At 47.6% G+C, this 21,395-nt stretch carries 16 protein-coding genes; 15 read left to right on the top strand and 1 reads right to left on the bottom strand.

The features are described 5' to 3' along the window. Positions 1-103 precede the first annotated feature (103 nt). The 8 genes from NKT06_RS04875 to NKT06_RS04910 all read left to right on the top strand — a co-directional run bounded on the left by NKT06_RS04875 (position 104) and on the right by NKT06_RS04910 (position 14,375). On the top strand, positions 104-1,459 hold the full coding sequence (locus NKT06_RS04875) for a diaminobutyrate--2-oxoglutarate transaminase (RefSeq protein ID WP_253430716.1): 1,356 nt from the start codon (positions 104-106) through the stop codon (positions 1,457-1,459). Continuing rightward, the gene (locus tag NKT06_RS04880; protein WP_253430718.1) at positions 1,453-2,886 is read left to right on the top strand and encodes an MFS transporter; all 1,434 of its coding nucleotides are present in this window, start codon (positions 1,453-1,455) and stop codon (positions 2,884-2,886) included. The genes NKT06_RS04875 and NKT06_RS04880 overlap by 7 nt, the downstream gene beginning before the upstream one ends. Then, positions 2,864-4,651, top strand: coding sequence for an IucA/IucC family protein (locus tag NKT06_RS04885; protein ID WP_253442388.1), 1,788 nt, complete (start codon positions 2,864-2,866; stop codon positions 4,649-4,651). The genes NKT06_RS04880 and NKT06_RS04885 overlap by 23 nt, the downstream gene beginning before the upstream one ends. After that, positions 4,626-6,638 (top strand): IucA/IucC family protein, encoded by a 2,013-nt coding sequence (locus NKT06_RS04890; RefSeq protein WP_253430720.1) that lies wholly within the window; start codon positions 4,626-4,628, stop codon positions 6,636-6,638. Before NKT06_RS04885 ends, NKT06_RS04890 begins: the two co-directional genes overlap by 26 nt. Continuing rightward, the gene (locus NKT06_RS04895) at positions 6,635-7,411 is read left to right on the top strand and encodes an HpcH/HpaI aldolase family protein (protein ID WP_253430732.1); all 777 of its coding nucleotides are present in this window, start codon (positions 6,635-6,637) and stop codon (positions 7,409-7,411) included. The genes NKT06_RS04890 and NKT06_RS04895 overlap by 4 nt, the downstream gene beginning before the upstream one ends. Then, the gene (locus NKT06_RS04900) at positions 7,408-8,763 is read left to right on the top strand and encodes a type III PLP-dependent enzyme (RefSeq protein WP_253430734.1); all 1,356 of its coding nucleotides are present in this window, start codon (positions 7,408-7,410) and stop codon (positions 8,761-8,763) included. The genes NKT06_RS04895 and NKT06_RS04900 overlap by 4 nt, the downstream gene beginning before the upstream one ends. Continuing rightward, complete coding sequence (locus NKT06_RS04905; RefSeq protein ID WP_253430737.1) at positions 8,723-10,570, top strand: IucA/IucC family protein; 1,848 nt, start codon at positions 8,723-8,725, stop codon at positions 10,568-10,570. The genes NKT06_RS04900 and NKT06_RS04905 overlap by 41 nt, the downstream gene beginning before the upstream one ends. 319 nt (positions 10,571-10,889) lie before the next feature. Next, positions 10,890-14,375 (top strand): glycoside hydrolase family 2 TIM barrel-domain containing protein, encoded by a 3,486-nt coding sequence (locus NKT06_RS04910; protein WP_253430740.1) that lies wholly within the window; start codon positions 10,890-10,892, stop codon positions 14,373-14,375. Between the two features lie 106 nt (positions 14,376-14,481). On the opposite strand, the gene NKT06_RS04915 is transcribed toward NKT06_RS04910, so the two are convergent. Beyond that, positions 14,482-14,931 (bottom strand): hypothetical protein, encoded by a 450-nt coding sequence (locus NKT06_RS04915; protein ID WP_253430742.1) that lies wholly within the window; start codon positions 14,929-14,931, stop codon positions 14,482-14,484. 169 nt (positions 14,932-15,100) lie between these two features. Here NKT06_RS04915 and NKT06_RS04920 point away from each other — a divergent pair, with 169 nt between their 5' ends. The 7 genes from NKT06_RS04920 (at position 15,101) to NKT06_RS04955 (ending at position 21,317) form a co-directional block, all read left to right on the top strand. Next, positions 15,101-15,574, top strand: a complete 474-nt coding sequence (locus NKT06_RS04920) for a DUF4362 domain-containing protein (protein WP_253430744.1) — start codon at positions 15,101-15,103, stop codon at positions 15,572-15,574. Between the two features lie 368 nt (positions 15,575-15,942). Further along, positions 15,943-16,938, top strand: a complete 996-nt coding sequence (locus tag NKT06_RS31640) for a DUF4183 domain-containing protein (protein WP_301289791.1) — start codon at positions 15,943-15,945, stop codon at positions 16,936-16,938. A gap of 82 nt (positions 16,939-17,020) precedes the next feature. Then, positions 17,021-17,305 (top strand): DUF4183 domain-containing protein, encoded by a 285-nt coding sequence (locus NKT06_RS04935; protein WP_091034485.1) that lies wholly within the window; start codon positions 17,021-17,023, stop codon positions 17,303-17,305. 255 nt (positions 17,306-17,560) lie between these two features. Continuing rightward, on the top strand, positions 17,561-18,754 hold the full coding sequence (locus tag NKT06_RS04940) for a WXG100 family type VII secretion target (protein WP_253430746.1): 1,194 nt from the start codon (positions 17,561-17,563) through the stop codon (positions 18,752-18,754). After that, the gene (locus tag NKT06_RS04945) at positions 18,751-19,236 is read left to right on the top strand and encodes a hypothetical protein (protein ID WP_253430748.1); all 486 of its coding nucleotides are present in this window, start codon (positions 18,751-18,753) and stop codon (positions 19,234-19,236) included. The genes NKT06_RS04940 and NKT06_RS04945 overlap by 4 nt, the downstream gene beginning before the upstream one ends. Positions 19,237-19,897: 661 nt before the next feature. Continuing rightward, a complete protein-coding gene (locus NKT06_RS04950) occupies positions 19,898-20,497 on the top strand; it encodes a hypothetical protein (RefSeq protein ID WP_253430750.1) in 600 nt (199 codons plus the stop codon). Between the two features lie 307 nt (positions 20,498-20,804). Continuing rightward, positions 20,805-21,317 (top strand): hypothetical protein, encoded by a 513-nt coding sequence (locus tag NKT06_RS04955; RefSeq protein ID WP_253430752.1) that lies wholly within the window; start codon positions 20,805-20,807, stop codon positions 21,315-21,317. The last annotated feature ends 78 nt before the right edge of the window (positions 21,318-21,395 follow it).

Below are 21,395 nucleotides of genomic sequence, written 5' to 3' on the forward strand. Positions count from 1 at the left end.
CCTGTTTTTGAACCAAGACACCTTGCCATATATGAATAGTGCAGAACAAGAATCACAGGCAGCAGGTTCAGCCTGAATCGATCATAAGGAGCGTTAAAGGGCTATGTCAGTAGAAGTGCAGACGGAATATCTGAAGATGCAAAATGAGAAGGAATCCAATGCAAGATCGTACCCCAGACATTTCCCGCTTGTAATTAGCAAAGCCCATGGGGTGAAGGTTACGGATACGGAAGGCCGCGTATTCTACGATTGCCTGGCTGGTGCAGGAACATTGGCGCTGGGGCATAACCATGACACGGTGGTCAACGCCATTCGCGATGTCCTGGATCAACAGATTCCGCTACATACACTGGATTTGGCAACGCCGCTGAAGCTTTCATATATGCAAGAACTGTTCTCCATTCTTCCAGCAGAGATGCAGAACAAGGCCAAAATCCAGTTCTGTGGTCCAACCGGAGCGGATGCCGTAGAAGCAGCCATTAAGCTGGTTAAACATGCTACAGGTGGCAGGTCCATTCTTGCCTTTCAAGGCGGTTATCACGGTTCGACCCAAGCAACCATGTCGATGAGTGGCAACCTGAGCAAGAAACAACATCTGCAAAGCCTGCTGCCCGATGTACATTTCCTGCCGTTTCCTTATGAATACCGCTGCCCATTTGGTGTTGGTGAGGGCATGACGGCCCGGTTAAGTGCACAGTATATCGAGAACTTGCTCGATGATTGCGAGAGTGGTATTGCCGCACCGTGCGGAGTCATTGTGGAGACGGTGCAGGGCGAAGGAGGGGCGATTCCGGCAGACATTGAATGGCTGAAGGAGCTGCGCCGAATCACAGCAGAGCGAAGCATTCCACTCATTATCGACGAAGTGCAGACAGGCATCGGACGCACAGGCCGTATGTTTTCATTTGAACATGCCGGAATTATACCCGATGTAATCATCTGCTCCAAAGCAGTTGGCGGAAGTCTGCCCATGTCTGTCGTCATCTATAAGGAAGAGCTGGACCAATGGCAGCCTGGTGCACACACGGGAACGTTCCGTGGCAATCAGCTGGCCATGGCTGCGGGACTTGCCACACTTCGTTATATCCGGGAACAGAATGTTCTACAAAACGTACATCTGCGCAGTGAGCAGTTCATGAATCAACTGAATGCATTGAAAGAGCGACATGCTGAGATTGGTGATGTGCGTGGCAGAGGGTTGATGATTGGCGTTGAGGTGGTTAATCCGGCAGGACGCAAGGATCGTCTGGGACATTATCTGCCTAATGGTGCACTTGCTGAGTCTATTCAACGTGAATGTTTCAAGAATGGTTTAATTGTGGAACTGGGCGGGCGTCATTCAGCGGTTGTTCGTTTTCTGCCGCCACTGAATATTACGGAGCAAGAATCGGGCGCGATCCTGGCGATCTTTGAGAAATCGGTAGCTGAAGCGATTGCCTTAGCAACGGCTGCATGCTGAAGCTGTCCCTGATGAAGAGGCACGCCGTATTACTCGCGATTCTGCTTGGTGCTTTTTCGCTGGTACTGACCAACAGTGCATTCAACCTGCTGCTGCCTTATTTTGTGCAATATTATCAGATCTCTACGACAGCAGGCGGATGGATCATCGCCCTCTACATGCTGGCCATGACGTTAACGATGCCGCTGGCTTCCTTAATCGTAGACCGATTGGGCCGTAAGCAGACGTATATGTTGGGCATCAGTTTATACGGATTGTTCTCGGTGGCAGGTGCACTATTTTATCACTCTATTGAGGTATTGCTGCTTGTCCGTTTCATGCATGGGGTTGCCGCGGGACTGATGATTCCGTTATCGCTTGTTTTGTTGTTTGATGTCTACGGACCGGAGGTAAGGGGACGAATTACAGGAGCGTGGGGCTTGCTGCTTATGCTGGCTCCTGCGGCTGGGCCAACGCTGGGCGGCTTCATCATTCAGTATGGACGGCTTGAAATGCTGTTCTGGCTGAATGTGCCGCTGGCTGTATTCTCGTTCATCGGGTGCGGTCGAGTCATTCAGACTTATATTCCCGCCCGTAGGAAACGATGGCATCCAACCAGTGTCATACTGCTGATCTGCGCGGTAGGTGCCCTTAGTCTGGGCGTACAGTTGTATGCGAGTCCTGTGGTAGCGGTATGGGTACCTTGGCTGCTGATTTCGCTTGGTATGGTGTTACTTATTCGTTTTGTCCAGACCGAGAACGGTCGCAAGGAACCACTGATACGTTACCAGTTGCTGCGGCGTAATGCCGTCTTTCCACTGACCGTGCTGATCTCGACCATTCAGGATTGTGTCATGTTTGGTGTGATCTTTGCATTGCCATTATTGTTCCAGGATGTTTTCCACCTGTCGCCGGCCTTGTCCGGTGCGTTGTTCATACCCTTGTCGATCTGCACAAGTCTGTTCATGTGGATCGGAGGCAGTCTGCTGGATCGCGGTCGGTCCATCCATTTTATTGCATGGGGCACGTTGCTGGTGTCGATATCGATCTTGTCGTTTGCCTTTCTGCCCATGGGAGCATCGATCTGGATCATCGGTATGCTCATGGCGTGCCGTGGAATTGGCGTTGGCCTGTCAGGCATGAGTATCTCTGCGATTGGTCTGCAAGCATTACCGGACGAAGACATGCACGAAGGGTCGGTGTTATCGACCACGATTGAGCGGCTGGCTTCTTCGTTTGCGGTGATGGGTATGACCCTGTATTACGATATGCGCTGGCAATGGCTTGCCGGGGCAGGAACGTCTATGGAGATGGCAAAATGGGGAGCGCTCAAAGAGATCTGTATCGGCCTTGGCTGCGCCATACTGCTTACACTTCCCCTGGTCTTACTTATAACCCGAAAGAAGGTTGGCATCATTGTTCGAGATGGAAAACAAGCTCCGGTCTGAGGCTGAGCAGCAGGCCCATGAACATTCGTGCAAGCTTCTGCTGAACTGTTACATCCGTGAGCTTGCGTTAGAGAAGGCAGACGATATTCGAATCAATCCGAATACGCTGACGTACGCCGTTGCTTTTCAAGCCAGCGGGGTGAAGGTGACAGGACAACTATCCTATTACTCTGCGATGGGGGAGCATGAATACCTCAGCATGGAATCTGGCGGGGAAACGGTGCATTATCGCAATCTGGTTCGCTGGATCACATCTGAGCTAATTGGAGATGGGGAACAGGGAGCGAATTCGGGTCAACATGGAATGTTGAAGAGTGCGGTGGAAATGAAGAGCTCGGTTAAGGTGGATATTGCACAGCCATTGGGTGAGAGTACGAATCGTGTCGAGGTGGCGTATGCCAGAGATTTTGCACAAAAGGTAGATAACAGTGTGGGTAACCTTACGTTGTATATCGAACAAGCAGCCGGTCTCGACATCCGTGACTATCGGACATCGGAACAGTCACTGTTGGTTGGTCATCCGTTTCACCCTTTTCCGAAGAATTCCAAAGGCTTCAGCGAGCAGGAAGTTCAGAAGTACAGTCCGGAGCTGCGCACATCGTTTCAACTCTGTTATATCGCCGTGAGGCAGGATGTCTATATGCAAGAATGGGTGGATGACGAGGCAATGATGGATTTGCATGAACTCTTGCGGAGCCATGTGCAGCCGATTTTAAAAGAAAAGAGTGAAATGTATGGGCTGCTGCCCGTCCATCCATGGCAATACGCATACATATCACGGTTGGCCGAGATACAGCACTATTTTCAAGATGAAAAATTAATTCTGCTTGGCAGTGCGGGGCCAACCGTCTATCCAACGTCTTCGGTCCGTACGGTCTATGTTCCGGCATGGAACTGTAATATCAAGTTGTCACTGAACATGCAGATTACCAACATGATTCGCACCAATAGTGCTGAGCAGATGCGCAGAACACTGGATGCCTCCAAATACGTCAGCCAGCATGACTGCTTCGGTGCTGAACCGAATACCTATATTGCGTATGAGACAGGTGTAGCGACTTGTGCTTTTGAAGATGAAGAGTTAACGAGTCTGTTTACGATAGCTTATCGACCCATTGAGTTCGACCCTGCCAATACGTATGTACTATCCAGTCTGGTTGAGGCACCACTTCCGGGGTTGCGTTCCAGGTTGGTGACGATGCTGGGTGGTGGACGTGACATAGCTGAGCGTTGGCTGGATCGTTATCTGGCATGTTCGCTGCTACCGATTGTAAGGGCGACGGGTGAGAAAGGCATTCATTTTGAAGCCCATTTGCAGAATACCCTTGTGACCTTAAAGGATGGCATGCCTGTGGGTTTTATCGTCCGCGATCTGGAAGGGGTCAGTGTGGATGAGGAACTTATAAGTGAGCAGGATCATGCTGCGTCCGATTTATTATTTTACTCGCGAGAGAAAGCCTGGGCGCGGACATCGTACTATTTTATCGTCAATCATCTGGGGTCTCTGATTCATGTCCTGGCGCGAGATGTGAACGTCCCGGAGGAGCATTTCTGGAAGCAGGTACGTGATGCACTTGTGGAGGAACTGGAACAAACGGGCAATGAATATGTGCAACATCTGCTAACGACGGAAGCATTCCTGGCCAAACAAAATCTGGTGAGTTGTCTAAGAGGGATCAGCCAGACTCCGGCCTACGTGCCGGTGAGCAATCCAATGAAACGAATAGGGAGTGAAGTGCGTGGGAGTTGTGGGATACAGGGCTGAAGCAGGCGGCAGGACAGAAGCGATATACGTGAATGTACAGGAACGGATCATGCGTCAGACGTTGGAGGCAATGTGGTTCGAAGGCATTTTGGACAGTGATGTACATGGGAGTGAGTGGCGAACCAGCGGCCTTACATCTTCTGGCGATTCTGTAGTGTACAAGTGTGAAGCGGAGCGGAAGTTTTCATTTGGCCGGGTGAAGGTGAAGAAGGGTTCGATTCAAAGGGAAGGCGTACTCTGCACCGATCTGGATCTGTTTTTGGAGGAAATCGTGCTGAACGCATTGAAGGGTGCAAATGTGACGGCTTTTATTCAGGAACTGCTCGAAACGATGGCAAAAGACAGCCAGTGCCGGGCGATATTGCCCTTGAACATTCCGTTAGAAGATCGGCATTATGATGCGCTCGAAAGTCACATGACCGACGGTCATCTGTATCACCCGAGTTATAAGTCGCGGTTGGGGTTTTCTCTGAAAGACAATCTGGCCTATGGCCCTGAGTTTAACTCTGAAGTTGCATTAATCTGGGTGGCTGTGAAAAAAGAACTTGCTCAGACCGCTGTATCCGCGGGCTATAGTTCTGAAGAATTGGTAAGGCAACATCTGACAGCGGAGGATATGCAGCGATTTCAACAGATCCTGCAACAAGAAGATCGAACGGGCATAGGTGAGACGGTCAACTTATATGTGGTGGGTGTAGATCAGTTGGGGAGCAGTACCGAAGTTCGTGAGGGCGTTGGAGAGACAAGCCTAGCGAAGCTTCATGGGGCAGTTCTTGAAAAAGGTGAAACAGTCCGTAGCCCGGGCAGAGAAGGTAGCAAAGCTGATGGGGAAATAGGTTCTGACGCGGATGATTCATATGTGTTCATTCCGGTTCATCCATGGCAATGGGAGCACCAATTGGAGTCGGTATATGCCCGTCAACTGATGGATGGAGATATTGTATATCTCGGGCCATCGTCTTCGCCCTATCGTGCACAGCAGTCAATCCGTTCGCTGTCGAACCGGGTGAACTCGGAAGCTCCTTACATTAAGCTGGCTCTCAGTATTACCAACACGTCGAGCACACGTATTCTGGCACAGCATACAACCCAGAACGCACCGTTGATCAGCGATTGGCTGGATAATCTCGTTCGTGAAGATGAGCTGTTGCAGCGGGCGCAGTTTGGCATTTTAAAAGAAATCATGGGACTGTCGTTCCGTTATGAGCAGTTACCTGCAACGCAGTATGGACGGGCCTACGGCACACTCGGAGCCATCTGGCGGGAGAATGTATCGGTACACCTGAAGCAAGGTGAGACGGCGTGGCCGCTGAATGCGCTGATGTTGGTACAACCGGATGGTGTTCCATTTATCCAGAATGCTGTCGAACGACATGGTGTGGAAAAGTGGAGCGAGGCCCTTGTTCGCACAGTTACACTGCCGATTATCCATCTGCTCTATGCACACGGGATTGCACTGGAATCTCATGCTCAGAATATCATTTTGGTACTGGAAGACGATCTGCCGAAACGAATCATGATCAAGGATCTGCATGATGGTGTTCGCTATGTACCAGATCAACTGTTGCACCCGGAACGGGCACCGAAGTTGAACCCCGAGCCGGAAACTCATCGCAAGTTCAATCGGTATTCCTTCATCTATGCGGGAGATGTGTCGGAAGTCCGGGACTATACGTATGACGCATTCTTCTTTATCTGCATGACGGATATTGCACTTGCTTTGGAGCAGTTCGGGTTGTCCGAGGAAGCCTTCTGGCAGCTGTGCGCAGGTGTAATTGTAGATTATCAGAAGCAGCACCCGGAATACGCAGAACGGTTTGTGGCATTTGACCTTTTTGCCGAAGATGCACTGATCGAAGAGATGACCAAGCGCCGTCTGTATGGGGATGGGGAGTTGTATTTCCGTAAGGCGAGCAATCCGCTCAAGGTATCGAAGGATGCACTGGAATCACAGGGAACGCTCGAATTAAAGGGAATTATCGAATGAGAATTAATACGTTGAAGGAAAAAATTGCACGCAAACAGCCGGTGTATGGCCTTTTTGTATCCATACCACATCCAGTCATCATCGAGATGATCGGACATGCTGAATATGACTTTGTCATTATTGATCTGGAACATGCCGCAACATCGATGGATTCGGTAGAGGAATTGATCCGGGCGGCGGAACTGGTAGGTCTAACTCCGCTGGTACGTATCTCGAAGGTAGAGCGAGCGGAGATTCTTAAAGTGCTGGACTGTGGCGCACAGGGCATCGTTATTCCGCATGTCGAGCAACTGGAGCAGGTGGAAGAAGCGGTTCGATACGCCTACTATCATCCGGTTGGCATGCGGAGTCTGAATAGTGGTCGTCCTGGTGTATTCGGAAAATATCCGCTTACGGGATACATTGGGGAAGCTAACGAACAAGTGATGATTGTCCCCATGATTGAAAGTGCAGAGGGCGTTCGGCAAAGTGCACAGATTCTGTCTCATCCTCAGGTGAGTTTTGTATTGGAAGGGGCGGCGGATCTGTCGCAATCCCTCGGCGTGCCATGGCAGACCGAGCACCCGGATGTGAGACGTGCGCTGGATGAATTGCATGCTACAGCGCAGGAGTGCGAAGTACCTTATGCTACAGTCACGAGAGGCGTGGAAGACATGGCGCTCTGGGCTGAGCGGGGAGTACATATATACGTGCTGGGTGATGATCGGAATACGGCATTTCGGGCATATATCCAAAAACGGAATGACTACAGGAATGCGGGTGGGCAGATATGAAACCAAGTGTATGGCAGGCGATCGATGAACTTCAACGAGGGATGGAAGACCCGGTATGTGCGTATATCTATGATCTGGCTGGCATTCAGGAACAGGTACGTCAGATGCTGGGCAGCATGCCTAGGAATACACAGTTGTTCTACGCTATCAAGGCGAATCCAGATCCACGCATCATTGAGGCGTTGCTTCCATTGGTAAAGGGCTTTGAAGTGGCTTCCATTGGAGAACTGCTCAAGGTAAGGGCTGTAAGTCGAGAGGTTCCGATTCTGTTCGGGGGTCCAGGCAAGAAGGAGAGCGAACTGCGGTTGGCGATCGAGCATGGCGTGAGTTACATCCATGTGGAAAGTCTGCTGGAGCTGCGGCGCATCATTGCTATTGCGAAAGTGCGAGCGATGGATCAGGCGCAGGCGCACGAAGGCAAGCAGATGCGAGGACAGAAGCAGGCACAGGAGGACGCGTATGAACACCACAGTGAGCATGACCGTGGTCAAGCTCATGAGGTTCGCATTCTGCTCCGAATTAATCTGCGAAGCAGTACGTTACCTCGGACGAAGATTGTCATGGGCGGTGGGCCAAGTCCTTTTGGAATCGATGAAGAGTCGGTGGAAGAAGCGATCGAACTTATTCGTGTGGAAGGCGCGGGTGTGGTTCGGTTGAGTGGGTTCCATTTTCACTCTTTGTCCAACAATATGGACGCCAGGCTGCACGCCGAGATGATTGAGCTGTATTTGCAAAAGGTAGAGCAGTGGCAGCACCAGTATGGTCTTCCTGTGGAAGTGGTGAATGCAGGAGGAGGATTCGGTGTGACGTATGATGGTAGTCCGGGATTTGACTGGCCCTTATTCACTTCCCTGCTGGAGCAAAGTGAAGCCAGACAACGCCTTGCTTCACGTGGAGGCGAGTTGTATTTTGAATCGGGCCGACTTTTGGTGGCAGACCACGGGTATTACGCAGCAGAAGTTACGGATATCAAAACTTCTCATGATCAGCATTTTGCTGTGTTAAGGGGAGGTACGCATCATCATCGTCTGCCTGCTTCATGGGGACATAACCACCCGTTTCAGATTATGACAACGGAGCGTTGGAAGCATTCATTTGCCAGGCCAGAGGTGACGGATTGTCGCGTTCATATTGTAGGGGAGCTATGCACACCCAAGGATCGCATGCATTCCGATGCGGAGGTAGCACTTTTGCGTGTGGGAGACATTGTTTTATTTGAAAAGTCTGGAGCTTATTGCTGGACCATCTCGCATCATGATTTTCTGGGTCATCCGCACCCGGCATTCCATTATCTAACGGAGGACAATAATCATGTCAACACTGATGAAGCGTTCCAGTCTGCAAGCCGCTGAACGCCGGATTAAGGCGGATCTGATGAATTCATTTTTGGCCGAGCAATTACTCCCACTGGAGGATTATTCGTTCATTCATTTTACCGCAGCACCTGCACCGTTCAGACGATTGTACAAGGGATATTACGGCGAAGAGCACGTACAGAATGGTTCTTCTCATGTCAGATTGCATACGCAAGGTGTACTGTGTCTGGTTGAGACAGGAGTGAGACAGGGGACTCAGTGGGTTCAGGGTTCACCGATCTACGAGGAGAAAGCAGATGGAAGCTGGGTTCTCCTTGATTCTGCGGCAGAGGTTGGACGTGCGGTGTTACAGAGGGCTTTGTCAGATGAAGAATATAGGCAACCCGGAGTGGCGGAGTTCTTGGCTAGTCTGGATATTGCTGTAGAGCAGTATGCTCTGGGCTGGGAACAAGTCCAGTACCTGTCCGCCAACGTTCCGGTGTCTGCTTATGAGTGGTTTATCAAAGGTGAACGTGTTGCTGCATTGCGGGATCGTCCATTTCACCCATCATCCAAAGCCAAAGTGGGGTTCAATGGAGAAGATGTAACACAGTATGCAGCGGAATTCGGGAAGGCGATTCCGTTGCGCTGGGTGGCTATACGGCTGGATGCCGTGCAGCAAGGTTGCGAAGATGGACTGTCCATTTTGGATGTGTTAGACGATGTTCAGCGCGGAGTGGTGGAAGCCGAGTTTGCCCGAAAAGGGATCACGCTCTACGAATATCTGCCGATGCCTGTTCATCCGTGGCAATTGCATCATGTGATTCTGCCTCGCTTCACGGAAGAGATCAAGGCAGGCAGTATTGTCATATTGGATGTAGAAGTAGGCGACGTACAGGCAACATCCTCTCTGCGCTCGATGGCTCCGTCAACCGAATCCACGAGGATGCTTAAGTTACCGGTTAGTGTGCTGTCACTGGGGGCTGCTCGTTATCTTCCGGTAGTCAAACTGTTGAATGGTCTTGCTGGAGAACAGATGTTAAGACAGGCCGTTGCTTGTGACGAGACGTTAAAGGACAAGGTGTACATGTGTGAAGAGCAGAACTGGTGGGGCTTCATGCCAGAATCCATGGGACTGTTCGATGATTATCCCCGGCATCTGGCTGCACAGATTCGTTTGTATCCTCCTGAATTGTTGGATGAATCCTACAAAGTCATCCCCATGGCAGCACTTGGTGTGAATCTGGATGGACATCATCTATTAACGGAGATTCTGGGGGATAACCTGAGTAGCGCGAATGTCCTCGAATTCTATACCAGCGTAGCTACTACGTTCTATGATATCGTGATGCGTCTGTTCAAGGTGGGTGTTGTGCCTGAGATTCATGGTCAGAACTGTTGTCTGGTGTTAAAGGATAATCAGGTAAAGGGTCTCTTGTTCCGCGACCATGATTCCGTGCGTCTGCATCAGCCTTATCTGGACAAACATGGCATTGCAGATCCTGCTTATCATATTCGCCCGGGATACTCGAACAGCCTCTATAACGAGACGATCCAGAAGCTGATCTTTTATGTGCAGTCTTTGGGAACGCAGGTGAATCTGGCTGCGATCATGGAGGCACTTAGCGAGGTGTATCACATCCCGGAAACGAAGTTATGGGAGATCACGGAGCAGGCTTGGAAGGAAGCGCTGACGCAGGTGCAGCTTCCCGAATCTGACCGGGCCGCGCTTGCTCATACGATATTCGAGAACAAGGCGTGGCCCGTTAAGTTGGTTGTCCGTCCGCTGCTTGAAGCAGACGGGGTGCCAGGTGCGATGCCATCGGGCAAAGGCATAGGGTGGAACCCTTTTTATAAGGGATAAGAGGTTGAGTATTTAGTATAGGGGTGTAGAGAGAAGCGTGGCGGGATAAGGGATAGATGTAGAACAGAGAAGGTGACCCGGTTGACGGGTTGCCTTTTTGGTATGTAGTCATCGAAAGTTACAGTGCTTGGAGGGAATAAAACGTTCATCAATCTGGCTAAAAAATCTTATGGAATGGAGGTACAGGAAAGAGACTGATGGTATAATCGGGTTATGTGGTATAGTCATAGTTGTGTATTACCGAAAAGGTTTTCGGAAAAAACGACAGCTACTGTTGTAACCGTAATCATAATTTACTTGAAGAAAGTGAGAATCTACCATGAATCAGAAGAGGCTTTTTAATGATGGATGGCAATTTGCGAAAAGCAAGCTGGATGTTACGGAACCTGCGGGTCTGGTATTTGAACCTGTGGAGCTTCCCCATGATTGGCTGATATATAATACGCTTGAACTGTATGAAGACAGCATCGGATGGTACCGCAAGACATTCCATTACACGAAGGATGAGCAGCAGCTATTGCTTTGTTTTGATGGCGTATACATGGATTCTTCGGTGTATGTGAACGGGCAGCTGGTTGGGGAGTGGAAGTATGGCTATTCTGCTTTTGAACATGAGATCTCAAATGCACTGGTGGAAGGCGACAATGAGATTGTGGTCAAAGTGGTGCATCAAAGCCCGAATAGCAGATGGTATTCCGGGGCCGGAATCTATCGTAACGTGTGGCTGAAGACGAGGGACCGCAACCATATTGTGACGGATGGAACGTATGTATCGATTCAGAAGCAGCCGGATGGCTGGCAGGTGGAAGTGGACACGGAACTGAACCTGGAGCAGAATCAGCAGGCAGAGCTGGTGCATACGATCCGGTATGAAGGTCAAGTGGTGGCATCCACCCAAGCGAATGTTACGACTTCGGCAGGTGAGAATGCGTCTGCATCGACAGATAGCCAACAGTTTAGTGTGGAGAATCCAAACCTGTGGAGCCCGGATGCCCCGCATCTGTATGAGCTGGTCACCGAACTGAGACTGATCTCGGAAGGTCAGAGCGAGGAGATCATCGAATCGTTATCCCAACGTATTGGATTCAAGGACGTTAAACTTGATCCGAGTGAAGGTTTCTATCTGAACGGGGTCCACACGAAGATGAACGGTGTGTGCGAACACCACGATCTCGGGGCACTGGGAGCTGCGTTTAACCTGACGGCATTGCGTAGAAGATTCGTTTTGCTCAAAGAAATGGGTGTTAACGCCATCCGCACCGCGCATAATATGCCTGCCAAAGAGTTCATGGAACTCGCGGATGAGATGGGTATGCTGGTTGTGTCTGAAGCATTCGATATGTGGGAACGTGCCAAAACACCATATGACTATGCGAGGTTCTTCCCGGAGTGGGCGCATACGGACGTGAAAAGCTGGGTGAAACGCGACCGTAACCACGTCAGTCTGATCATGTGGAGCATCGGGAATGAAATCTATGATACCCATGCGGATGAACGCGGCCAGGAAGTGACTCGGATGCTGATGGATTATGTAATGGAATTTGATCCAAAAGGCAATGCGGGCGTGACCATCGGTTCGAACTACATGCCATGGGAAAATGCACAGAAATGTGCGGATATCGTGAAGCTGGCAGGCTACAACTATGCGGAAAAATACTATGATCAGCATCATGCAGAACACCCGGACTGGATCATCTATGGCAGTGAGACCTCATCAGTGGTACAAAGCCGAGGCATCTATCACTTCCCGTTCGAACAGCCGATTCTGGCCGATGATGACGAGCAGTGCTCGGCGCTTGGGAACAGTACGACAAGTTGGGGCGCGAAGTCGGCTGAATATTGCATTTTGGCTGAGCGGGATCGTCCGTATTCATTGGGGCAGTTCCTGTGGACCGGATTCGACTATATTGGCGAACCGACACCGTATCATACGAAGAATTCGTATTTTGGACAGCTAGACACGGCAACGTTCCCGAAAGACGCATATTACATCTACCAGGCAGCATGGACCGATTATAAGAAAAATCCGATGGTTCACCTGTTCCCTTACTGGGATTTCAATCCGGGTCAGATCATTGATGTACGCGTGTGCAGCAACGCGCCGAAGATTGAGCTGCAACTCAACGGTGAGACGATTGGCACCTACGATATTGATCACGCCCATGGAACACAGCTATCCGGCTGGTGGAAAGTCCCCTATGAAGAGGGTGAGCTGAAAGCGATCGCTTATGATGAGAACGGTGTTGTGATTGCAACCGATGTACAGCGCTCCTTTACGGATGCGAAGAAAATTCGTCTGCAGGCGGATCGGGAGCATTTACAGGCGAGCGGTACTGATCTCATTTTCGTGGAAATTACGGTGGAAGATGAAGCGGTTAATCCGGTGCACAATGCGAACAACCGCGTGCAGGTTCAGGTGTCCGGTGCCGGGCGATTATTGGGTCTGGATAACGGGGACAGCACCGATTATGATCCATATAAAGGACTCAGCAGAAGGTTGTTTAGCGGCAAACTGATGGCCATTATCGGGGCAACGGATGAGGCTGGAACGGTACGGATCGAAGTATCTTCCGAAGGATTGGAAGGTGCCGCAGCTGAGTATAAAGTCCAGGTTGTGGATGCGACGGATGTCGATGGTCAGAAACAAGTGCAATCAGTCTTCATGGTCAATGAAGAACGTCCGGTGCTGACGGGCAGCGCTCAGGAGATTCCTTTGCGGAAAATCGAGATCATTAGCGAATCAGGACAGCTTCTCGATCCGGCCAACCCGGAGCTGGTCGTAACGGTCAAGCTGTATCCGGAGAACACGTCCTATCGGGACATCGAGTGGGCTGCTGTAAATGATGGCGGCATCGAATCCAACATTGCCAAGGTGGAAGTCATTCCTGCGGGAACGGATGGCAATGGAGAGAATCAACATATGGTGAAAGTATCGGCTATAGGTGACGGGGCGTTCCGACTTCGCGCTACCAGTACGAATGGTACGGATAAAACGAAACTCATCTCCCAGTTGGAGTTCAAAGCAGATGGTCTCGGTACTGCCTACAAAGATCCATACGGCTTCATCACGGGCGGACTGTACGATTACACCAAAGGTGATGTAGGTAACGGCAACGAACGTGGGGTAGCGACAAGTCGCGACGGGGAGACGCATGTAGGCTTCCGTAATATTGACTTCGGACCCTATGGTTCCGATACGATCACCATTCCGATCTTTGCATTGTCGAGCGAAGAGTACTTTATTCAGATCTGGGAAGGCATGCCTGACGAAGAGGGCAGTACAATGATCGCGGATGTGGTATATGACAAGGAATCCAAATGGAATGTGTACCAGGAAGAGACGTATCAGCTGTCCAAACGCTTGAGTGGGATTACGTCGATCTGTTTTGTGTTGAAGCAGAAGATTCATATTAAAGGGTTCTCTTTTGAGCGCCAGAGTCGGGCCTTTGAACAAAATGCGGCTGCATCCTGTGATCATCTCTACGGAGATACGTTTAAAATTGAGGGTGACCGTGTTGAAGGTATCGGTAACAACGTGTCACTGGAGTTCGAAAACATGGACTTTACGGCAGAAGGTACATCAAAGCTCGTGATCTACGGTCATTCACCGATTGATAAAAATACGATTCATATTCGCTTCGCAGGTGCAGACGGACAGAGCAACCAGTTGGTTGAGTTTACACAGTCGAGTGGATATGAGGAGCGGGTGTTTGAGCTTGAGCAAGTGACAGGTGTGCAAAAGGTAATCTTTATCTTCTTGCCGGGAAGTCAGTTTGACTTCGACTGGTTCCGTTTCGATAAGTAAGTATGATGGAAGTAAAACCCCTTCAAGCAGGCATCAGTTCATGGAAACGTGGATCTGAATCGCTTGTGTGAAGGGTTTTTCTTGTATGTAGGTGTGAGAGAAAACATCAATGAAACTGCTCTGCTTCAACTGAGAGATCTAAGTGATGACCTATCCGGCTATAAATGTACAATTTAATATTCGTGTCTTGTAATGCAAGCAAACTAATCGTTTTATCCCTATTTCTGCTGATAGATGTCTCCATAGGTTCACTTACTTCATTGACATACATCTTCACATATACCGTGTGGTTGCTGTTGTTTTCAATCGATATGTTGGCATGTGTCCCGTTCGAAGCAACCATTGTGAAGCTGCCGTTGTATGCGGAACGACCTTCATGTTGAGTTGGGGCAATGAGCAGAATAGATGTAGATGTTGGGAAGGAGCGCTCCATTTCATGGGCTAATCCGTTTGACTGCGGTTCGTTCGTTGAAGCTAGAGCCGCTGTATTGGCTGAATGGGTGGATATGAGTACAGATAGAGCCAGTGCTACACCAAGCATTGTTTTTAACGTCATTAAATTAACCCCCTGTTGAATGATAAATCACTAAAATTTTCGTTCCTGTTTATACATTTCTATGATTCTAAACGTTTGGGACAACGAGGGAGTTACAGATAAATGACAAATTAAGCATAATCATGCAACAAAGGATAGTATTGAAACGTTTCATACATGAGGTGATGGAATGAGAAAAAGTATGCTTATCCTATCGTTAGCTTTAATGCTGTTAACTGCCTGTCAGACAAATGATCCAACAACGGATGCTTCCGGGATTACGCAAGCTTTTCCAGAAATTATTGAGCCCCATAATCCAGAGCAAGCGGAGCAGAGCGGGGATGTGGTTGTGCTTCATGGAGGCATGCGGAACGGAGATACGTGGAATACATTTATGAAAAATGTGAAGAAAAAACAGCAGGATCAGGTTCGTGTAACGATGTATACCATTGAAGGTGGGGCTATTATCCAGGAATTGATATACGATGGCTCAGCTATTCAATCGACTTACGATAACTCAAGGGATGCTTATGGCTCCAAACAGGGAGTGAAGACTGACACCTGCAAAGGGATCGTGACGATGAAGAGTGAGGAAGGGAATGTGTTTTACGTGTTAACTGGTTGCGAGAAGCAAGAGAACCCTTTTATGATGCCTAAGTTGTAATGAACCTTCGGGGCCATGGAATATACGATTGGCAATTTCGGTGCAGCTCACTGTGCATTATCCATAAAATGATAGGTTCGGTCTACCTGAACCGGCGATGTTCATGACTCAGGTTATGGAGCTGATCTGTCCATTCCCCAGGTGCGGGTGCTGCCCGGTGTGCTGATGCTTACCTCCAAAGGCGCTGCCGGAATTACCGGTTCCAGGTTCGTGGAGCATATGGGCAAGGCAAAGAATTAATGGCAGTGGCTGTTGTCTTTTGAGCTAATGGGCTTTCATCATAGTTATTCGCACACTCTCCGAATGTGCCACTGACATATACATAGGGCATACACACTATGTGCATCGGCCTAAGGAGAGTGACTATTTTGAAGAATCTGAACAAGAGGACAGCTACCCTCAACAAATTAAGGCTCAGACGTGCTAGATTAAAATACAAAACCAAAATTCCACGAAAACGGAAATATAAGATGATTCGTAAAGTGTGCCGAAGAAAGTACCGCTCCCTGAAGCGTCCAGTAAGATCGCAGAAAATGGCCCGTGACAAAAAAGTCATTGCATTACCGAGAGGGGGAGGCAACAACCAGGTATGTTGTGAGCCTGGCCCACTGCTCACTCCATTGAGACAACATGAGTTGAAGACTGTGATTCTCCCTGGAACGCAAGGTGTTGCAGGTGCCCAAGGCACCGCGGGATCTTACGGCGAGCCGGGGCAACCTGGAGTTCACGGAGCACAGGGTCCCGCAGGCCCTCACGGCGGGCCGGGTCAACAGGGAGTTCCCGGAGCGCAGGGTCTCCCTGGTCCTCAGGGTGAACCGGGTCAACCGGGAGCTCCCGGAGCGCAAGGCCCCGCAGGCCCTCAAGGTGAACGGGGTCAACCGGGGCTCCCCGGAGCACAGGGTCCCGCAGGCCCTCAGGGTGAGCCGGGCCAACCGGGGCTCCCCGGAGCGCAAGGCCCAGCAGGCCCTCAGGGTGAACCGGGCCAACCGGGAACTCCCGGAGCGCAAGGACCAACGGGGCCTCCAGGTGAGCAAGGTCCGCCGGGTACCATACCCGGAATTGAAATCATCCCTACGGCAAACCGTTACTTCTATTTTCCTGACACCGATCTGGATTTGTCGGCCTCAGTTACAATTCCTGCCACAGAATTCACAAATGACGAGGGCGGCAGCATAACCGAATTTGCCGGGGTTGGACTTACTAGTTTCAACAATCTTTATATCAACGGGATCGTCCAACCAGGAAACTCATACAGTGTAAGTGCGGAGAGGTTGTTGTTTTCGTCACAAAGCGGTGTGATCTTTGCAGGGACACCTATTATTATCGAGGTTATTATAATAACAACCAATATCATAAATGGTTAAAAATGGTTTTAAAACCTGGTTCCTTTGCCCTCACTGCGCTCGAATCTACCACATATACTATGTCAGGTAGGAGGTGAGAAACATGCCACTCGTGACACCATTTCAGAACAGTTTGAGATTTGCTGCAACCATTGGTGATGGAACCGGGACTGGAGCAACGTTTGCGATTGCTGCGACCGCTTTTACAAATGATGCGGGTGTAGCTGCAACTGCATTCCCAGGCACCTACAACTACTACAATCTTTATATTAATGGTCTTATGCAAACAGCAGATACATCCTCGGCTACGACTACTACAATTACAATTCCCGGTGGAGATGCATTAAATGATGGGACACCAATTGTTGTACAATTTGTAGTGTCTTAAAGAAGATTTAATCCTACTGTATCGTTATCTTGTGCGACTTCTATCTGAGGGTAGAAGTCGTTCTTTTTGTACAAGACTCTCGTCGACATAACGGTATTTATTCATGCATGAATGTGCAAAAATGGTTACCCAAGGATATTGCCCAACTACCGGATAACCTCTGAGGAAATGATCCTTCCGTTTGATTCCAATCCTCACTCTCACTTGTTAAAATTTAGGTACATAAACTATGGTCAGGTTGGCGGTGAAGATAGGATGCAACGTATTCAGGTACATCCCGATGTGTTGGACGAGAAAGCTCGATTGGTCCAGCAGAAGAAACAGGAATTGGAGCGAATGGTCTGGGAACTTGAGAAATCCATCTATATGTTGCAATCCGATTGGTCGGGTGTGACCGGAGAGCGTTTCTTCTGGGATTTTATGCAGGCAAAAGAAGTGTTCCCGACTACACTCGGGCTGTTGGACGAAATCCAGAAAGAGTTTACGTTTATCGCAAAAAACTTTAGAACAACGGACGGCTCAGGTGAGGTTGCGCTGTACATTCCAGAGGAACTAAAGCGAAATTTCGCTGTAGGGTTGCTTGATAAATCAGTAGGAGAAACAATAACGGGAATGGGCCAGACGGCAGAAGCTTTCTTCTCTAACCCGTTCAGTACATTAAGCAGTGTGGCATATGCCATGACAGTGGGCAAAGTTGTGGACGTTGGGCGGGGTATTCAGTTTGCATGGGATACCGCTTGGGGTACGGGAACGGCGAGATCTGATATAGAGCAATTTGTAGAAGAGCAGAAGAAGCAGATCGATGAGGATAAGTCGGGTTATTATAAAGGTGCCATGTTAGGCCAAGCTTTCTCCTATTTTCTCTTTGGCAAAGCCTTGCACTCGAAGGATCACAATGAATCGGGTGGAGCAGTGGAAGGTAAGAAGGAGAAGAGTGAGGGAAATAGTCTGAACCATGATGGAAGGTTAAGAACGGATGGCACTAAAACCACATACACAAATTCATTTGGAAATGAAATATCTTGGACTAATCAAGGTCCTAAGGACATAGATGCAATTATCGAAAAAAATTTAAGAAGCTCAAAACCTGGTGATATTTTAGAGGGGCGAGTGGCAGAAACTATAAGAGAGACTGGTAGATTAGAAGGTACAGGTATAGAGTTGAAATTGCAAAATAAATTAAAAGCAGGCGATATCGATATTCTGACAGAATCGCATATTATTGAAGTTAAGAAGTCTTTAAGTGCCTTAGATGAAAAGCAACTGGATAAGTTGATCAATCCATCAAATAAAAATTATTTTAACTATGACAATCGAGAAGTTATATATTACATTGAAGATGTAACTGTGAAAAATAAAACTCAGTCTGATTTAGTTGAAAAATTAAAAGATCGGAATATAAAATTAATTAGCTCATTAGAGGAATTGAAGGAGGTTATCAGTAAATGAGTTCAGTAGTCATTCTAAAAAAAATCACAAATTATTCTCCGGAGCAGACTCTTGAGAACTTTAAGCATGCAGCACAGAGAGCGAATATGTATTGTTTTCATTTATCAGTTGATCTTGATCCAGATAACAACTTTCAATCTGCAGAAGGCACACTATCTGAAGTAAATGAGGAGACCCTTTCAAATACTGATGATGAAGAAACGATCAGATACTTCACTTTTAACGTTAATAAAGTTGTCGAAGATTCATATGATAGTTTTACGTGGCTCACCCATTCAACAGATTACTTTTGGGCAGTGGATATTGTAAATATTAATCATGAATATGAGTTTATTTATAGGTTTGTAGTAGAGTATTTTCAACATAATAGGGAAGATTACTTATGGTTTGATGATGCTGAGTGGTATTACACAGCTGACGATATCTTGAAATTAAGTCAGATGCCATATGATCCGAACTGGTGCAGTAAAAAAATTGTCTAATTTTATATATTTGAAAATAACGAGGTTTTACTAGGGATTAGACATAGTCGAGGGGTATTGAAATAATGGGAATGTCATCGTTTTTATTATTTAAACGTGGAGAAAGCACGTCAGCAAGTGATTTATTGAGTACTATTAATAATATATGTATAAAAGAGAAACTATTCTTTGAAATGATGAAGAAACTTACGATAGCGAAGGTACATTAAAATATACTCGACTATATATAAGCGACACGCCATTTAAGGAGAATTATTCAAGGACCCTTAGCTTTAGTGTATATGATGAACCTTATGAATTTCAAACCGTTACTTATGAATGGGATGATACGTAAAATGAATATTTTAAAGCAGTAGTTTCTGATGACTTTGATGATAATGAGGATCTGTTATTTAAATTCCTTTTTGCTTTTCAGAGCGAGTTTCCCGATGCAAGAGTATGGATTGAAGAAGATTGGTTTTACAATTTGGATGATATGAAAAAGATAAAGGCATCCTACAATAATGATTGGTGCTATATAGATCCAAAAACATTTAACTTAAGCACAATAATTAAGATTCAGGCACTTCTACCAGCTCGTAAGTAGAAGTGCTATTTGCTGTTTTATCCAAACAAATAATTCCGTGCTATAATTATGAAAAATACAATAAGGAGTTGACGTATGAGGAAAATTTCTCTAATGTTCATTGCTTTGGTCATGGTAGCGATCGCGATCTTACCACTTTCCGCATCTGCTGCTTCGAAAGCAGACTTTCGCAATGTAAAGTGGGGCATGAACACTAAACAAATCAAGAAACTAGAAAAGGACAAACTGATTGAATCAGGAAGTGTTAACCATTTTTCATACCTTACATACAGTTCGTCGGTCTCCTCAACATCTGCAGAGTTATCTTACTTGTTCTACAAGAACAAACTGGTTCGTACTATCTACGAAGTGAAGGGGAACACGCTTTCGACTTCTAGAGATAAAATGAACACATACTATGGCATCAAAGATGCCTTGGAAGACAAATACGGTAAACCTACCAATTCGACTGATAAATACATCATTGGTGCAGAGTCTGGTCTAACGAACGATGACGCATTGGACCTGAGTATGGGGAACATTATGTTTAAATCACGGTGGGTAATCAATAATAAGCGAACAGAAGTTGCGCTTTATCTAGATCGATACCAAGGACAACCACGTTTGCGCATCCTGTACTCAGATCGGACAAATAACTTAGACATTGATAAGTTGATGTATTCAGATGGTTTGTAAGGCATAATACGATGATATTCAAAAAGGGGCGATCCTGTCATAGGGAGAACTCCTTTTTTGTATCAAAACAACTAATGAAATTTTCCCCATGATGGAAGATAATAGAATAGAAGTAATAACTTACCTATGCCAACTATTTAGCTCACCATATACATAGAGAACGATCCACAACCATCCTACACCCACACGAGGTACATTCATGAAACAAGGCATATATGAACAGCTTATCAACACTATCACCAGACAGGAAATTTCGGCGCTGGACCCGGATGTGTATAACTGGTATTAACTCTTTGGAGGGATGACAATGGCAAGAAATTGGTCCATAGAAGCACATTGTAATCACCAAGTAGATTTTACCCCACGTTTGCAAGACCATGATAACTTCATGCCAGCCGAGTCCAATCATGCTCCTGCTTACCACATGCTACATACTACAATATTGGACTATCACCACCATCCTATGTATCACCTCAAACTTGCAGCCATCATGCGTAATCACCATCAGTTTAAAGCCTGCTTGATTCTATGCGATTGGGCTCTAGCCTCTATGATCAAGGCGCTATATATCTATAAGTATCATGCAGTACATCCACCCAAGGAACTCACCATGAATGAAATCTTGCCTATAGTGCATACGGACACTGAACCCGGATTGGATATCGCTTTGTTCATCGGCACGATACAACATATTTTTTCCCTAGCAGATTACCCGTATGACCAACCAATACAACTAAACAACATCGAAAAGCTTCTTCAACGAACAGAAGAGATATTGGATGAGTTAGCCACTCGATTGAAGGATGATTCATCAGAGTAAGATGTTTTCTTAATTAATTATTTGGGTTAAATGTTTGATTTATCTGTGTTACGCTTACAAGATGGAATCATCCAAATA

The sequence above is a fragment of the Paenibacillus sp. 1781tsa1 genome (assembly GCF_024159265.1).
Taxonomy (GTDB): domain Bacteria; phylum Bacillota; class Bacilli; order Paenibacillales; family Paenibacillaceae; genus Paenibacillus.